Origin of the sequence: Allobosea sp. 2KB_26 (genome assembly GCF_052115715.1) — a bacterium.
In the GTDB taxonomy this organism is placed as follows: domain Bacteria; phylum Pseudomonadota; class Alphaproteobacteria; order Rhizobiales; family Beijerinckiaceae; genus Allobosea.
On the sequence record NZ_JBFRHE010000009.1, the window covers coordinates 106,395 to 121,146 of the forward strand.

Here is a 14,752-nt window from a genome sequence, read left to right on the forward strand (position 1 = left end):
CCATGGCCACGCCTGCTTCCCGCCCTGTTCCGCGTCCCGGTGTCCTCGATATCGAGGCCTATGTGCCCGGCAAGTCCACTGCTCCGGCGGGGGTGAAGCTGCATAAGCTCTCCTCGAACGAGACCCCGCTCGGCCCGAGCCCGAAGGCGATTGCCGCCTTTGACAGCCTCAAGGGCAAGCTCGAGTTCTATCCCGACGGCTCGGCCACCAAGCTGCGCGAGGCGATCGCGGCGCGCTACGGTCTCGACCCGGCGCGCCTGGTGTGCGGCTCGGGGTCCGACGAGTTGCTGCAGCTCGTCACCAAGACCTATCTCGGCGACGACGACGAGGGCATCTTCACCGAGCACGGATTCCTCGTCTACCGCATCGCCATCCTGGCGGCCGGAGGCAAGCCGGTGGTCGTGCCCGAGAGCAATCTCACCGCCGATGTCGACGCCATCCTGAAGGCGGTGACGCCGAAGACGAAGATCGTCTTCCTCGCCAATCCCAACAACCCGACCGGCACCTATCTGCCCTTCGAGGAGGTCAAGCGCCTGCATGCCGGCCTGCCGTCCGATGTGCTGCTGGTGCTCGATGCCGCCTATGCCGAATATGTCCGCCGCAACGATTATGCGTCGGGACTCGAACTGGTGGCGACCAACGAGAATGTCGTGATGGCGCGCACCTTCTCGAAGATCTACGGCCTCGCCAATCTGCGGCTCGGCTGGCTCTACGGGCCCGCCCACGTCATCGATGCGCTCAACCGCGTCCGCGGCCCGTTCAACGTCAACGGCGCGGCGATCGAGGCCGGCACCGCCGCGATTGCCGACGAGGCCCATGTCGCGGCCGCGCTCCAGCACAACGAGACCTGGCTCGCCTGGACGACGGCCGAGGTGGAAAAGCTCGGCCTGACCGTCACACCATCGGTCGGCAACTTCATCCTGATCCATTTCCCAAAAACCTCCGGCAAGACGGCGAAGGAGGCTGACGCCTTCCTGAGCCAGCGCGGACTGATCCTGCGCAGCGTCGCGGCCTATGGCCTGCCGGACGCGCTGCGCATGACGATCGGCTCCGAGGAAGCGAACCGCCTCGTCGTTACGGCGCTCGGCGACTTCCTGGCCGGCAAGTGATGACGGCGCCGACCGAGAGTTTCGCCCCGCGGCGCGAGGAGCCGATCTTCGGCCGCCTCGCGATCATCGGCATCGGGCTGATCGGCTCGTCGATCGCCCATGCGGCCAAGGATCTCAATCTCGCCGGGCGCATCGTCCTGAGCGACCGGGACGAGGGCGTGCGCGCCCGCGCCCGCGAGCTCGATCTCGGCCATGAGGTGGCGGAGACCGTGCAGGCCGCCGTGGCCGGCGCCGACCTGGTCATTCTCTGCGTGCCCGTCGGCGCCTGCGGAGCGGTCGCAGGCGAGATCGCTTCGGCCTTGAAGCCGGGCGCGATCGTCTCCGATGTCGGCTCGGTCAAGAGCGCGGTGGTCGAGGCTGTCGCGCCGCATCTGCCAGCGGGCGTGCATTTCGTCCCGGCCCATCCGGTCGCCGGCACAGAGAATTCCGGCCCGGATGCCGGCTTTGCCAGCCTCTTCCTGAATCGCTGGTGCATCCTCACCCCGCCGGACGGCAGCGATGACGGCGCGGTTTCGCGCACCCGCCATTTCTGGGAGGGCATGGGCGCTCTCGTCGAGGTGATGAGCGCGCAGCATCATGATCTCGTGCTTGCCGTCACCAGCCATCTACCGCACCTGATCGCCTATAATATCGTCGGCACGGCCGAAGATCTCGAGGCGGTGACCCAGTCCGAGGTGATCAAGTTCTCGGCCGGCGGATTTCGCGATTTCACCCGCATCGCGGCATCCGACCCGACGATGTGGCGCGACGTCTTCCTGCACAACAAGGAAGCGGTTCTGGAGATGCTGGGGCGCTTTAGCGAGGATCTTTCGGTGCTGACCCGCGCCATCCGCTTCGGCGACGGCGAGACCTTGCACAGGCACTTCACCCGCACCCGCGCCATCCGCCGCGGCATCGTCGCGCTCGGCCAGGAAAAGCCCGAAACGGAAAAGCTGCGCAAATCGTGAGATGGCGGGGCATGTTCTGCTCCGTCCGTCTTGCCAAGATTGGGTAGGGCTGTTAGAGCCCCTCCCGTCGCCGCAATAGCTCAGCTGGTAGAGCACCTCATTCGTAATGAGGGGGTCGGGGGTTCGAATCCCTCTTGCGGCACCACCCAACCCCTTGAGGTTGTTGATTTTCCGAGCTGTTTTCGAGCTGAAGTCGCTCCTTGGTACAAAGGGGCGTGGGTGGATGCCCCCGGTTTTGCAAGGGGATTCTTCTGACAGATCTTGCAGCCAGGCACTTCTGTCGGTCGTGTGTTAGGCGTTTGATCGTGGCCATCCGCCACGTGGCCGGTATGCGGTTCGAGGGGTGGGGGCCACATCGGCGCGCGACACCCTGCGGTTGAATAGAACCGCCCCGCCTTGAGCCGTCGCGCAGACCTGGAAGCTACGCTTGGCGAGATCGATCGCCAAAACATGGACGTCGGACATCGGCTCCTCCTTCGAACGCGCCTTGATGGCGCTCGCTGGCACCCGACGGTGCTGGCTGGAGGGGGCATCCACCCCATCAGTTCACAGTGCAGGTATCCGGCGCGCGAGACCAAGAGTTCACGGCTCTTAGGCTCGAACCAATTCTAGGCGGCCAATAAGTCAAGTAGTCATTTCTGGGGCACAACGGTTAGCGGTCGGCCATACGGATTTCCTGCCCCGTAGGGGTTGTTGATGCTGTCAGATGAATACGGGCTGCCGTATCGTCCGTAAGGATTGCTCGTGCTGTCTGGATCATATGGATTCGAGCTGAGGCGACCTCGATAGTTACCGTTGTCGTCGTAGAGCTTCGGCGCGTTTGTTGCGTAAGGGTTCTTGGCTGACTCGTTGCTGTAGGGCGAGCCATAGCGGCCATAGGGGTTGTTCAAGCTGTCCGGATTGTATGGGTTGCCGGCTCCATACGGATTGTTGATGCACCGGGAATCATAGGGGCAATTTTGGGCGGTGGCTGTACCACTGATGCCAATGACGGCAACTGCCGCTAACAATGCCTGCTTCATCGTGACCACCTGCCATCGAGTCTCTTGCGTCATCCCGGCGCGAAGATAGCATTCGCGCCCATTTTTGCTAGACGTTGGGGAAGTGCCGTGAGGGGCGTATCGCCAGCATCGCTTCAAAACGCTTCCGCATGTGGAAAGCTCACTTGGAGTGCCGCAGCGTTTTCGATTGTTGGCCTTGTCGTTGGCCTCATGGATATTTGAATTAGAAAAATTTTTTAAATTTGAATACCATATAGGTTTTTTACGGTTCCCTCCTGCGCACCATTGTTTAGCTTGGTTTCACAAGCATTCCGGATTAGCCGTAGGGCCAATCTGGGGCAAAGAGCCGAGCGTTTCCTCGGTCTTATGCTGCCGATCACGAATCGCGAAGCATCACTTCCGAGTGGCGGCCTGCCCTGCATATGTCCGGTAGCAGGCGAGAGTTCGGGCGCCGACGCCGCTGCCAAACGCGCCGCTTTTCCCAATTTTCGAGATTACCGGGCGGAACTTGCCTCGCGTTGGAGGTGCAAGGGTGCGCCCCAAGACGTTAGTGAAAACGATTCCGGTCGATCAAAAGATTACAGATGACCTATTTGCGCGCGTCTATAAAGCGTTGTCAAAACGTGTATGCGCTGAAAAAAATCGCAATTTTTCAGTTAGAGGCTGTTCTTCCTGCGCTGTACGGAGATTATTGCGCACTAGCGATCGCAATGTATCAAGAAATACTGGCGATGCGGCCAATCGATGCTGCCAACCTCCTTCATCGCATTGAAGCCCAATAAGGCGGAGTATCCGACCGACGAAGGTCGATCAGCTTGACTGCCTGGCGCCTCCCTGAGAGTTGCGCGAAATGCGGGCAAGTCGGCTTCCCGCTCGCAAATGCCATGCTGTCAGACCCTAAGCGCTGAACGGTATGGGTGTGCGGCAGACAAAAGGTACCTACTCGCGAGCCGCCTGAATGGCTCACACACGACCCGATCAGCAGCGAGTGCTCGCTGCGCCTGCAGGAGGAGATTTCATGTCTTATGTCGACGAACTCGAGCCGCTCATTCGGCTGGAGCAGGAATTGCGGCAGACGATCGCGCTAAGACTCGCGGAAGAGAGGGGCGAGCGTCCCGTCGATGTCCCGACCGAGCAGCAAGTGCTTGCGGCCGATGAGGCGATCGCGGCCTGGGCCGAGGAGATCGATTTTGAGCAGGACATGCGGGCTTTCCGGCCGCTGACGCCTCTGCAAGCGCTGCTGGCCGAACATCTCGGGATATGCGAGCGCATTGTCGACATCCGCGACAGGCGGCTGTCCTGACCAAGATGAGGTCAACCGAGGCAACGCCGGGACGCTCCCGCGCGAACCGCAACGGCCCGAGTGACCCGGCTGCCCCCAATGTTTCGCAGTTCTAGCTGCCAGCCGTGTCCTCGGCCGTCGCCTTGTCGAGAATTTCGACCACCTCCTCCAGGCTTTCCCTCACGCCGAGCATGAAATCCTTGCGGAAGCCGATGATGGTGTCCGGCGGGTTGCCCTTGAACGTGTAGACCACGCTGACCTGCGCGGGATTGACGTAGACGGGCTTTCCATCGGAGGGCGAAGTGAACTTGCAGAGCTTAGGCATGATCTCTTCCGTCAATGGCGATTCGATGAGCAGAGCTATACGGCAAGGCGGCTCCTCGACGAAAACGTCGGGCAGTGTTGCCAGCCGCATGGGCTCGGCAGACCGTCCGCTGCCAGCCAACCGATGAAGATCAGCGTCGCAATTTGGCATGGAGAGAACCGTGTCCGAGGACGGCGGAGCGTCCCTTGGCATGCCGTCCCGGACCCAGAATTCCCGCTCGTGCATCCCCGCGTCACGCTAAGTGAGGTGCCTCACATATTCGACCGGCCCGAATGCGTAGTCTTTCACGCACTGACGAATGTCGGAGCGCACCATGAACCCCACCTGTGACGAGAAGCTTGAGCAGTTCCGGCGCAGGGAGGTCGAACGTGCGCAAAAGGCAGGCCTGTCAGCCTACATCCTGAATGAGGACGGCAGCGTGATCCGCATCGCTCCCGACGGCAGGCTGGATCTGATTGTCGTTCAACTCGGCGGCCAACACGCACAGGCTCCCGGAGCTCGATCTCGATAGCTCACGGCTCGACCTCAGGCAGCCGTGCCTCTTCCCCCCGGGGCGGAGGGCCCGAGCCCTGACGTTGGCGCATATCGCCTGTGACGCTTGACGGCGTCATGAAGCGTCAGTCCGCTCGCCCGCCGCGTTTACTGATCGCCCTCAGCCTCAGTCAATGGCGAACGGCAGCCAATGCTGGAGCCGTATTCGCGACTCGACAAGGGCCTGCAACAGGTGTGATCTCGACAAGAGCGCCGAGGGCTGTGGAGAAACTGACCTTCCAAGCCGCGCAAATGCTGGTTGTTCCGGGAGGCCTCACCATGACGCGCAGGTTCACCGCAGCTTTGTCGTTCATGTTCTCCCTTGTTCTCGCAGTGCCGGCCGGGGCGCAGATCGGCACGCCCGGGAACGCGCCGCTCACACCCGGTGGCCCCAGACAAGGTCTTGGGCCGCCCTCACTCAGCGACAGTGTGCCGGATATCCGATTGCATTCGAGTGGCGGGGGGATCCCTGGCGCGGGTCCACCGATCGGCTATGGAGGCACACAGCCGCTGGGCAATGCCGGCATCGGCGCCGGATATGGTGTAGTCGATCGCCGCGCGGTCAGAGCAACAGGCCGGCACTGCCAGACGTCGAGCCGCATCTGCGTGCTGAAGAGCGCAGCGTATGTCCGGTCCGGGTGTTCGTGCCGGTTGCCCAATGGCAAACGCGCGCGGGGCCATGTCGTACCGTGATGCTGCCGAACGGAGGCCGTACGGGAGCGCGGACCAGCCGGCTAGCCGCTGGTGCCCGAGCTGAAGACTTCGCGCGCCGCGCCCGCCGGAAGGCGCGACCTATCGCGACGCCGCCAACAGCCCTGCTGCGACGGCGAGGGCGCTGACGCTGCCGACCCGCAGGCCAAGCGCCATGCCGCCCGTCGATGCGGCGAGTCCGGCCTTGACCAGCGTGTTGACGCCTGTCGCGAGCAGGATCGCGCGGCCTGCGAGCGTCGGGTCAATGACGCCGAGCGCCATGCGCGACATCGAGATGACGACGGCGTCGACATCCGCAATACCGGACAGAGCGGCCGTGGCGAGCACGCCCGCATCGCCGAAATGCTGCTGCAGCAAGCGCGCCTCTTCAGAGCGGAGCCGAGTTCCAGCGGATTCGAGATTTTCAGCTCCGGCCGCTCGGAGGAGCCGCCCGTGTTGATCAGCATGAGGCCGGCGCCTGCTGCGAGGACGCCGCCGGCGCAGGCGAGCGGCAGTGCAAGGAGCGGGATCAGGACCGGGTTCAGCGCCATGGCGACGATGGCGACGCGCAGGACCATCACCACCCCGGCGATCAGGATGCCGGCGCTGAGCAGACGGCCGGAATCCGAATGCTGGCGCGCGAGCCCAGCCAGGGTGAGCGTCGTCGCGGTGGAGGAGGCGAGGCCGCCGGCGACCGCTGCCATGATCACGCCGAGTCGGTCCCCGAAGACGCGGACGGCGACATAGCCGCCGAAGGACACTGCCGCGATCAGGATGGCGAGCAGCCAGATCGAATAGGGATTGATCGATCCCCATGGGTCGATCGGGCGGTTCGGCAGAACTGGCAGCAGCAGGAAGGACATGGCGAGCAGGGTCAGGATCGAGCGGATTTCCTGCCAGCTCAGTGAGGCGACCCAGCGGTGCAGTTGTTCGCGCAACGCCAGCAGCACCGTCATCGCGACTGCGCCTGCAATTGCGGCATTGAGATCGCCGACCATGGCGAGCGTGCCCAGCATGAAGGTCAGCATCCCGGCGATGACCGAGGTCGCACTGACATTCTGCTCGGCACGGGCCTCCAGCCAGTGGAAGGCGCCGAAGGCCGCACTGTATCCGAGAAAGACCAGGCCGATTGCGATGCCGCCGAGCTGCTGGCCGATGGCCCCGGTCACGCCGCCGAGCAGCCCGGACAGCGCGAAGGTGCGCAGGCCCGCAGCACGCTGGTGGTCATCCTCGCCGCGCGTGCGCCAGCCACGTTCGAGACCGACCAGGAGTCCGATGGCGAGAGAGACGGCAAGGCGGCTCAGAAGGGCGTGTTCGTCCATATCGGTCTGCGGCTTCACTCGGGCGTGGCGATCGTTCGCAGAGCATATCGGAAGCGGCCGGTTCGGATAGCGCCAGGACGCATCCCGGTCAGCGCCGGCGGCCGTCATCTGCAGGTCATGCAGGCGGTCTTTAGACCAACCCATGTCGTCATCGCGGGCGGCTTGGCCCGTCTTATGCTTGGTGAGTTGGTCATGAAGCGGTTGGTTCTTATCTACTCGGAAGAAGATTACGCTTGCGCCCTCGAGCGCCTGGAGGATTTGCGCGCCAGGCCGGATTGCCGGGCCAAGGAAGAAGAACTCGACGCAATCCATGATGCCATGCTTGCCTGGGAGCTGAGGCAGGACGACTGACTCCGGCCAGAACAACTCTGGGGCCTGTCTCCTTCGAGCCAGCGAACTCTTGAGTTCATGTTGCGACGCACTGAGCCCACATTCTCGCGCTAGCCAGCCCCGACCGCCCAAGAAATTCTCCGGGGCGAGTGTCGCGATCCTGCGGGTGCGCGACCATCTGGCCGGCATCTCTCGGCCGCTAGCGAAAGGGCTCTGGCCGATGCTCGTGCAGATCGGAACTCTCATCGCCGCGACGAGCCTGGTTCAGCTCGCGAACGGTTTCTTCAACACCTTCCTGTCACTGCGGCTGACGCTCGAGGATTTCGGCTCGACGCTGAATGGCATCGTGCTCAGCGCCTATTTCATCGGCTTCACCATCGGGGCGGTCGGGTCCGGGCAGGTGATCCAGCGCATCGGCCATATCCGCGCCTATGCCGCATTTGCAGGCATGGTGGTGGTCGCGACGGCTGCGATGCCGCTCCTTGTCTCGCCATGGGCCTGGATTGCCTGCCGCGCCGCCATCGGCATGGGCTGCGTCGGCCTGTTCATCACCACGGAAAGCTGGCTGAACGCCAAGGCGCAGGCCGATCAGCGCGGGCGGGTGTTCTCGATCTACATGGTCGGCACCTTCCTGGCGCTGGCGCTCGGCCAGTTGCTGATCGGCAAACTCGCCATTCACTCCATGACGCCCTTCAACATCATCATCGTGCTCTTCGCGCTTGCCCTGGTCATGGTCAGCACGACACGCGCCGAGGCGCCTGGGATCGCACCGGAGGCGACCCTGCGCTACGGCGAACTGACCCGGCAGGCGCCGGTGGCCGTCGTCGGCTGCGTCATCAGTGGCATGATCAGCAGCGCCTTCTACGCGCTGGTCCCGGCCTGGATGCTGAGCAATGGCGTGCCGCAGCAGACGATCGCGCTGTTCATGCTGGTCGCAGTGCTGGGCGGCTTGGCACTTCAGGTTCCGGTTGGGCGCCTGTCGGATCGCGGCGACCGCCGGCTGGTCCTGGCCGGTCTTGCGCTCGGCTTTGCCGCCGCGGCCCTGCTGCTGGTCATGCTGCCCCCGAAGCTTGCCGCGGTATTGCCCGTGGCGGCGGTGCTCGGCGGCTTCATGTCGACGCTCTATCCGGTCTGCGTCGCCCATGCGCTCGATCGCATGCCCTCAGATCGCGTCGTTGCCGTCAGTGGCAGGCTGATTCTGGTCAGTGGCTTCGGCTCGGCGCTGGGGCCGATGCTCGGCGCCGCCGTCATGTCGCGCTTCGATATTGGCGGGCTGCTCTATTTCATGGCGGCCGCGACCATCCTGCTCGCCGCGGTCTCCGGCCTGCGCGTGCTCGTCAAGGCGCCGGCTGTCCGGGTTGAACGTCCCTTCGAGATCATCGATCCGCTGACTGCGCCGATCTCGCAGGAACCCGAAGCGACGGATCCGGACGGAACGCCGCGCGCCGTCCCCGCCTAACCCATGATGTGATAGCCGGCATCGACATAGATCGTGTTGCCGGTCATGCCGGTGGCGGCATCGCTGATCAGGAAGGCGGCGACCTGCCCGACCTCGTCGATGGTGACGACGCGCCCTTGCGGCGCCCGCGCTGCGGCCTGGGACAGAAGCTGGTCGAATCCGGTGATGCCGCCGGCGGCGCGTGTCTTCAGCGGGCCGGGCGAGAGCGCATGCAGGCGGATGCCTTTCTGGCCGAGTTCATGGGCGAGATAGCGCGTCGTGCTCTCGAGCGCAGCCTTCACCGGTCCCATGATGTTGTAATTGTCGAGCACCTTCTCGGCACCGTAATAGCTCATGGTCAGGATTGTGCCGCCCGCGCTCATCAGCGGCTCGGCTTTGCGGGCCATCTCGATCAGCGAATAGCAGGAGACGCGCATCGCCTGCTCGAAGCCCTCCCGCGTCACGTCGATAACCCGGCCATGCAGGTCGTCGCGCGGCGCAAACGCGATCGAGTGGATGACGAAGTCGAGCTTGCCCCAGCGCCTGGTGATTTCCTCGAACACGGCGTCGAGCTGCCCGGGCATCTCGACGTCGAGCGGCATGATGATCGGGCTGCCGAGTTCCTCCGCGAGCGGGCGCACCCATTTCTCGGCCTTGGCGTTCAGATAGGTCACGGCGAGTTCCGCGCCGAGCCGGTGCAAAACCCGGCCGCAGCCGAAGGCGATGCTGTCCTCGTTGGCGATGCCGACGATCAGGCCCTTCTTGCCGCGGACGATGTCGTCGATCGGGCCCATGCCGCTCAGTCTCCGAAGATCACGCGGCGGAAGCGGCTGAGCGCATAGGTGAAATACACGCTGCCGATGATGACGAGCGCGACGAGCTGCAGCCAGACCACGGAGAGACCCGCGCCGCGATAGAGCACCGCCTGCGAGAAGGCCACGAAATGCGGCGTCGGACTGATGATCTGCATCACGTATTGCAGCCAGACGGGCATGCTCTCCATCGGTGTACTCGAACCTGACAGGAGCTGCATGATCACCAGGATCGGAATGGCGAGCAGACCGAATTGGCCCATCGAGGTGGCGAGTGTCCCGAGCATGATGCCGAGGGCCGCAACCGTGAAGGCATAGAGCGCAGCGCCTGCGAGGAAGAGCGTCAGCGAGCCGGCGATCGGCACCTGCAGCCACCATTGCACGACGACCGCGAGCGACAGTCCGGCTGCGACCAGGATGACGAGGCCATTGGCGATGATCTTCGCCAGCATGATCTCGGCCGGCACGACCGGCATCACCAGCAGATGCTCCACCGTGCCCTGTTCGCGCTCGCGAATCAGCGCCGCGCCGGTCAGGATCACCGTCAGCAGCGTGACATTGTTGATCACCTGCATCACCGAGGTGAACCAGGCCGAGTTCAGGTTCGGATTGAACTTGGATCGGATGACGACATTGATGGGAGCGCTGGTCACGGTTTCCCGGCCGGCCAGGAAATTCGTCACCTCCTGCGCGATGATCGACTGGATATAGACCGAGCCGTTTCCGGCCTGGGTCATCGCGGTGGCATCGACATTGAGCTGCACGGATGCCCGCCGGCCCGAGAGAAGATCGGCCTGGAACGAGGGCGGGATCTCGAGCACGAAGACCAGCCGCCCGTGATCCATCTCCTCGTCGATGTCGCGGGCGCTGATCGTCACCGCACTCTTGAACAGCGGCGGGTTCAGCGCGTTCTGGATCTGGCGCGAGAGATCGGAGCGGTCCTCGTCGACGATGCCGACGGTCAGGTTCTTCGCCTCGGTCGAGGCGCCGGTCGCCACCGTGTAGACGGCGATGCTGAAGGCATAGACCACGAGGATGAGCATCACCGGGTCGGCCCGGATGCTGCGCAGCTCCTTGATGACGAGCTGGTAGATATTGGCCAGATGCAGCCGAAGACCGGTCGGTCCTGGCTGCGCCGGTTCCGTCGTGGCGCTGGTTCTCTCCGGCGACATTTCAGAGCTCCTGTTTGCGCAGGAGCAGCTGCGAGACGACGAGGAAGAGAACCGCGAAGCCCGCGAGCATGACGAGGTTGAACGACAGGTCGTCGAAACCCAGCCCCTTGGTGAAGGCGCCGACGCTGACCGGTTGATACCAGGCCGTCGGGAAGCCAAGCCCGATCATCCGCGCTCCGCCGGAGAGCGAAGCGACCGGAACGAGCAGGCCCGAGAAGTTCACCGCCGGAATGATCGACAGGATCGCGGTGGCGAAGACGGCCGAGACCTGTGTCCTGGTGAAGGTCGAGATCAACTGGCCGAAGCCCGTCGTCGCGATCACATAGAGCAGGGTGCCGAGGACCAGCATCGCGATCGAGCCCTTGATCGGCACGCCGAAGAGCAGGATCGCAAGCAGCACCAGAAGCACGAAGCTGATCATTGCGATCGCGATATAGGGCAGCTGCTTGCCGAACAGGAATTCGAACTTGGTGATTGGCGTCGACTGGAAATTGGCGATCGAGCCGGTCTCCTTTTCCCGCACCACCGCAATGGCCGACATGATGGCCGGGATCAGGATCAGCATCAGCATGATCACGCTCGGCACCATCGCGTTGACGCTCTTGAAGGCCTGATTGTAGCGGAAACGGGTCTCGACATTGATGAGGCTGGCGGCGCTCGTGCCGGTGCTGTTCTGGGCGAGCCATTCCTTGGCGTATTGCGCGGCAAGCCCGGTGACGTAGCCCTTCGTCGTCTCGGCGCGGAACGGCATGGCGCCATCGAGCCAGACCGCGACCTCGGGCTTCCGGCCGGATTGCAGGTCGCGCCCGAAGCCCGGCGGAATCTCGATGGCGAGCTGCAATTCGCCGTTCCTCAGTCGCTGGTCGAGCTCGTCGGCCGATCTGATCGGCGCGCGTTCGTCGAAATAGCGCGAGCCGGAAAAGGCCTCGATCAACTGGCGGCTTTCGGGGGTGTTGTCCTGGTCGAGCGCCGAGAAGCGCAGGTTCTCGACATCGAAGGAAATGCCGAAGCCGAAGGCGATCATCAGGACGAGCGGGCCAAGGAAGGCGAAGGCGAGCCGGATCGGATCGCGCAGCAGTTCCATCGTCTCCCGTCGCGAATAGGCCCAGAGCCGCATCGGGTCGAAGCGGCGTGGCGGCCGGATCGGTTCGGGCGCCGGCATGGCGGTGTTCGGGTCCGGGGTCTCGGGCTTCGCCTCACGGTCGATCCCTGCCGCCTCGGCGAGATAGTCGATGAACGTGTCTTCCAGCGAGGGGCTGCCGCGTTCCCTGACCAGTTCCTCCGGCGTGCCGACGGCGAGCACCTTGCCGGCATGCATCAGGGAGATGCGGTCGCAGCGCTCCGCCTCGTTCATGAAATGCGTCGAGAGGAAAATCGTCACGCCGTCATCGCGCGAGAGATCGATCAGCGTACGCCAGAAGGCGTCGCGCGCGATCGGGTCGACGCCTGAAGTCGGCTCATCGAGAATGAGCATGGCCGGCCGATGGAGCACGGCGACCGCCAGCTGCAGGCGCTGCTTGATGCCGAGAGGCAGGCTGTCGGGACGCGAGTCCACCACATCCCTGAGGTCGAAGCGCTCCAGCAGCTCCGCGATGCGACCCTCGATCTCGTCGCTCGGCAGATGATAGAGTTTTGCGTGGAGTTCGAGATTCTGCCGGACCGTGAGCTCGGTATAGAGCGAGAAGGCCTGCGACATGTAGCCGACATTCCGGCGCGTCTCCATGTCGTTGGAGCCCATCGGCTTGCCGAACAGCTTGGCCCAGCCTTCGGTCGCCGGCAGCAGGCCGGTGAGCATCTTCATCGTCGTCGATTTGCCGCAGCCATTCGAGCCGAGGAAGCCGAAGATCTCCCCGCGCTGGATCCGGAAGCTGACATGGTCGACGGCCGTGAAATCGCCGAAGCGACGGGTCAGCCCTTCGGCCTCGATCGCCGGCACGGCGCTGTCGCTGGCCGGACGCGGGCGCACGATGACCTCCTGATGCTGCGCGCGCTTCGCCTCCGGCAGCAGCGCAATGAAGGCGGCTTCGAGCGATCTCTGACCCGTCTTGCCAAGGATCTCGGAGATTGGGCCGGAGGCGATCACCTTGCCGTCATCCATGGCGGCCAGCCAGTCGAAGCGTTCGGCCTCGTCCATATAGGCGGTGGCGACGATCACGCTCATTTGCGGCCGCCGGCCGCGGATCGTGTTGATCAGGTCCCAGAACTGGCCGCGCGACAGCGGGTCGACGCCGGTGGTCGGCTCATCGAGGATGAGGAGGTCCGGGTCGTGGATCAGCGCGCAACACAGGCTGAGCTTCTGCTTCATGCCGCCCGATAGCTTGCCGGCCGGGCGGCCTTCGAACGGGTCGAGACCCGTTGCCTTCAGCAATTCGTCGATCCGCCGCCTGCGCTCGGCTTCGCCCTGGCCGAAGAGCCGGCCGTGGAAGTCGATATTCTCGAAGACGCTCAGCGTCGGGTAGAGATTGCGGCCGAGGCCCTGCGGCATATAGGCGATGCGGGCGCCATGCTTCTCGCGATGGGCCTTGTCGGCCATGTCGCCGCCGAAGACCGTGACATGCCCGGTCTGGATTTCCCTGACGCCGGCAATCAGGGCGAGCAACGCGGATTTCCCGACGCCATCCGGACCGATTACGCCCACCATGCGGCGGGCGGGGAAGTCGATCGAGACATCGTCGAGCGCAACCGTTTTGCCGTAACGGTGCGAGACATGCTCGACCTTGGCAATGCTTCCGTCGCTCATCAGGGGAGCTTCACGGTCAGATCTTCGGGCCACTGGATCGTCGGGCTGGTGCGAACGAAGCCCATGCCGCGCACGCCGGTCTTCGCCTGGCGGTGATATTTTTTCAGGACGCGCGGATCGATCTGCAGCTTGACGCGGAACATCAGCTTCTCCCGCTCGTCAGCCGTCTCGACGCTCTTCGGCGTGAACTGGGCGTCCGCCGCGACGAAGCTGACATTGGCCGGGATGACGTACTGGGGCAGCGGATCGACGGTGATCCGGGCCTCGTCGCCTAAGGCGAGCAGCCCCGCCTGCGCGGCCGGGAGATAGATCGTCATGTAGACATCGCTGAGATCGAGCAGCGTCAGGATGCGGGCGCCGGCGCCGACGACCTCGCCCGCACGTGCGAGCTGGTACTGGACCCGGCCGCTGCGGGGCGCTACCAGCGTCATGTCGACGAGAATGGCCTCGATCCGGTCGACCTCGGCTTCGGCGCTCTTGATCGCGAACTGCGCCTGGTCGCGCTGGGCCTCGGCTGCGACGAGTGCGGCCTTGGCGGTGTCCGCCTTCGCGACGCGTTGGTCGAAGGTCTGCCTGGTCAGATAGCCCTTGTCGACGAGTTGCTGCCCGCGCTCCAGCTCGGCCTGGGTGAGAGTGATCTCGCTCTTGCGCTGGACGATCAGCGCATTGGCTTCCGCCAGTCCCTGCTTGGCCTTGAGAACCTGCGACTGGGCGCCACGAAGCTGGGCTTCATATTCCGGCGACGAGATGCGCGCGACCACCTGCCCGGCCGTGACGTCATCGCCTTCGTTGACGAGCACCTGCGACAGGCGGCCGGCATATTTGGCGGCGATGTCGACCTGCGTCGCCTCGATCCGGCCGTTCGATTTGGCGATCCCGCTGGGCAGCGATCCGCTGCGCAAGCGCTGGAGGAAGGCCTGGATCTTCGACTGGGCCTGGGCGGGCGCCGTGATCGAGAGATCGCTCGAGACCGGGACGAACACGCTGCCGAAGGTCAGGAGCGCCACCGCGAGTGCCGTCGCTGCGGGTAAACGGGGCAATGTCATTTTCATT

The 14,752-nt window shown here is 64.2% G+C and carries 13 protein-coding genes, 1 tRNA gene and 1 pseudogene; 7 read left to right on the forward strand and 8 right to left on the reverse strand.

The window, feature by feature from the left end; translation table 11 throughout:
• The first annotated feature begins 2 nt into the window (after window positions 1-2).
• From AB4099_RS22435 to AB4099_RS22445, 3 genes are all read left to right on the forward strand, one after another.
• Window positions 3-1,109 carry a pyridoxal phosphate-dependent aminotransferase gene (locus tag AB4099_RS22435; RefSeq protein ID WP_113515173.1) on the forward strand — a complete coding sequence of 369 codons (1,107 nt, stop codon included), beginning with the start codon at window positions 3-5 and terminating at the stop codon, window positions 1,107-1,109.
• Entirely contained in the window at window positions 1,109-2,056 is a 948-nt protein-coding gene (locus AB4099_RS22440) for a prephenate/arogenate dehydrogenase family protein (RefSeq protein WP_113515175.1), read from the forward strand. The genes AB4099_RS22435 and AB4099_RS22440 overlap by 1 nt, the downstream gene beginning before the upstream one ends.
• Window positions 2,057-2,125: 69 nt before the next feature.
• A tRNA-Thr gene (locus tag AB4099_RS22445) sits at window positions 2,126-2,201 on the forward strand.
• A gap of 487 nt (window positions 2,202-2,688) precedes the next feature.
• Here the strand turns inward: AB4099_RS22445 and AB4099_RS22450 are convergent.
• Entirely contained in the window at window positions 2,689-3,078 is a 390-nt protein-coding gene (locus AB4099_RS22450) for a hypothetical protein (RefSeq protein WP_441479674.1), read from the reverse strand.
• A gap of 563 nt (window positions 3,079-3,641) precedes the next feature.
• Between AB4099_RS22450 and AB4099_RS22455 the strand changes: the two genes are divergently transcribed.
• Together AB4099_RS22455 and AB4099_RS22460 are read left to right on the forward strand one after the other, a co-directional pair.
• Entirely contained in the window at window positions 3,642-3,839 is a 198-nt protein-coding gene (locus AB4099_RS22455; RefSeq protein WP_441479675.1) for a hypothetical protein, read from the forward strand.
• Window positions 3,840-4,075: 236 nt separating this feature from the next.
• A complete protein-coding gene (locus tag AB4099_RS22460; RefSeq protein WP_113515177.1) occupies window positions 4,076-4,360 on the forward strand; it encodes a hypothetical protein in 285 nt (94 codons plus the stop codon).
• Window positions 4,361-4,451: 91 nt separating this feature from the next.
• On the opposite strand, the gene AB4099_RS22465 is transcribed toward AB4099_RS22460, so the two are convergent.
• The gene (locus AB4099_RS22465; RefSeq protein WP_162768137.1) at window positions 4,452-4,664 is read right to left on the reverse strand and encodes a hypothetical protein; all 213 of its coding nucleotides are present in this window, start codon (window positions 4,662-4,664) and stop codon (window positions 4,452-4,454) included.
• A gap of 313 nt (window positions 4,665-4,977) precedes the next feature.
• Here AB4099_RS22465 and AB4099_RS22470 point away from each other — a divergent pair, with 313 nt between their 5' ends.
• On the forward strand, window positions 4,978-5,175 hold the full coding sequence (locus AB4099_RS22470) for a hypothetical protein (RefSeq protein ID WP_113515181.1): 198 nt from the start codon (window positions 4,978-4,980) through the stop codon (window positions 5,173-5,175).
• Window positions 5,176-5,987: 812 nt separating this feature from the next.
• On the opposite strand, the gene AB4099_RS22475 is transcribed toward AB4099_RS22470, so the two are convergent.
• Window positions 5,988-6,233 carry a DUF4010 domain-containing protein gene (locus AB4099_RS22475; protein ID WP_441479770.1) on the reverse strand — a complete coding sequence of 82 codons (246 nt, stop codon included), beginning with the start codon at window positions 6,231-6,233 and terminating at the stop codon, window positions 5,988-5,990.
• Between the two features lie 98 nt (window positions 6,234-6,331).
• Window positions 6,332-7,783, reverse strand: a pseudogene (locus AB4099_RS22480) (MgtC/SapB family protein); the annotation flags it as partial.
• Here AB4099_RS22480 and AB4099_RS22485 point away from each other — a divergent pair.
• A complete protein-coding gene (locus AB4099_RS22485) occupies window positions 7,758-8,996 on the forward strand; it encodes an MFS transporter (RefSeq protein WP_441479676.1) in 1,239 nt (412 codons plus the stop codon). The pseudogene AB4099_RS22480 and the gene AB4099_RS22485 overlap by 26 nt on opposite strands.
• Here AB4099_RS22485 and fabI read toward each other — a convergent pair.
• The 4 genes from fabI to AB4099_RS22505 are packed head-to-tail and all read right to left on the reverse strand — an operon-like array spanning window position 8,993 to window position 14,751.
• Window positions 8,993-9,769 carry an enoyl-ACP reductase FabI gene (fabI, locus tag AB4099_RS22490; RefSeq protein ID WP_441479677.1) on the reverse strand — a complete coding sequence of 259 codons (777 nt, stop codon included), beginning with the start codon at window positions 9,767-9,769 and terminating at the stop codon, window positions 8,993-8,995. The two genes, AB4099_RS22485 and fabI, sit on opposite strands and share 4 nt — an antisense overlap.
• A gap of 5 nt (window positions 9,770-9,774) precedes the next feature.
• On the reverse strand, window positions 9,775-10,959 hold the full coding sequence (locus AB4099_RS22495) for an ABC transporter permease (RefSeq protein WP_113515187.1): 1,185 nt from the start codon (window positions 10,957-10,959) through the stop codon (window positions 9,775-9,777).
• A gap of 1 nt (window position 10,960) precedes the next feature.
• Window positions 10,961-13,699: a ribosome-associated ATPase/putative transporter RbbA gene (rbbA, locus tag AB4099_RS22500; RefSeq protein WP_441479678.1), complete on the reverse strand. Its 2,739-nt coding sequence runs from the start codon at window positions 13,697-13,699 to the stop codon at window positions 10,961-10,963.
• Window positions 13,699-14,751, reverse strand: coding sequence for an HlyD family secretion protein (locus AB4099_RS22505; RefSeq protein WP_441479679.1), 1,053 nt, complete (start codon window positions 14,749-14,751; stop codon window positions 13,699-13,701). The genes rbbA and AB4099_RS22505 overlap by 1 nt, the downstream gene beginning before the upstream one ends.
• Window position 14,752 lies beyond the last annotated feature (1 nt).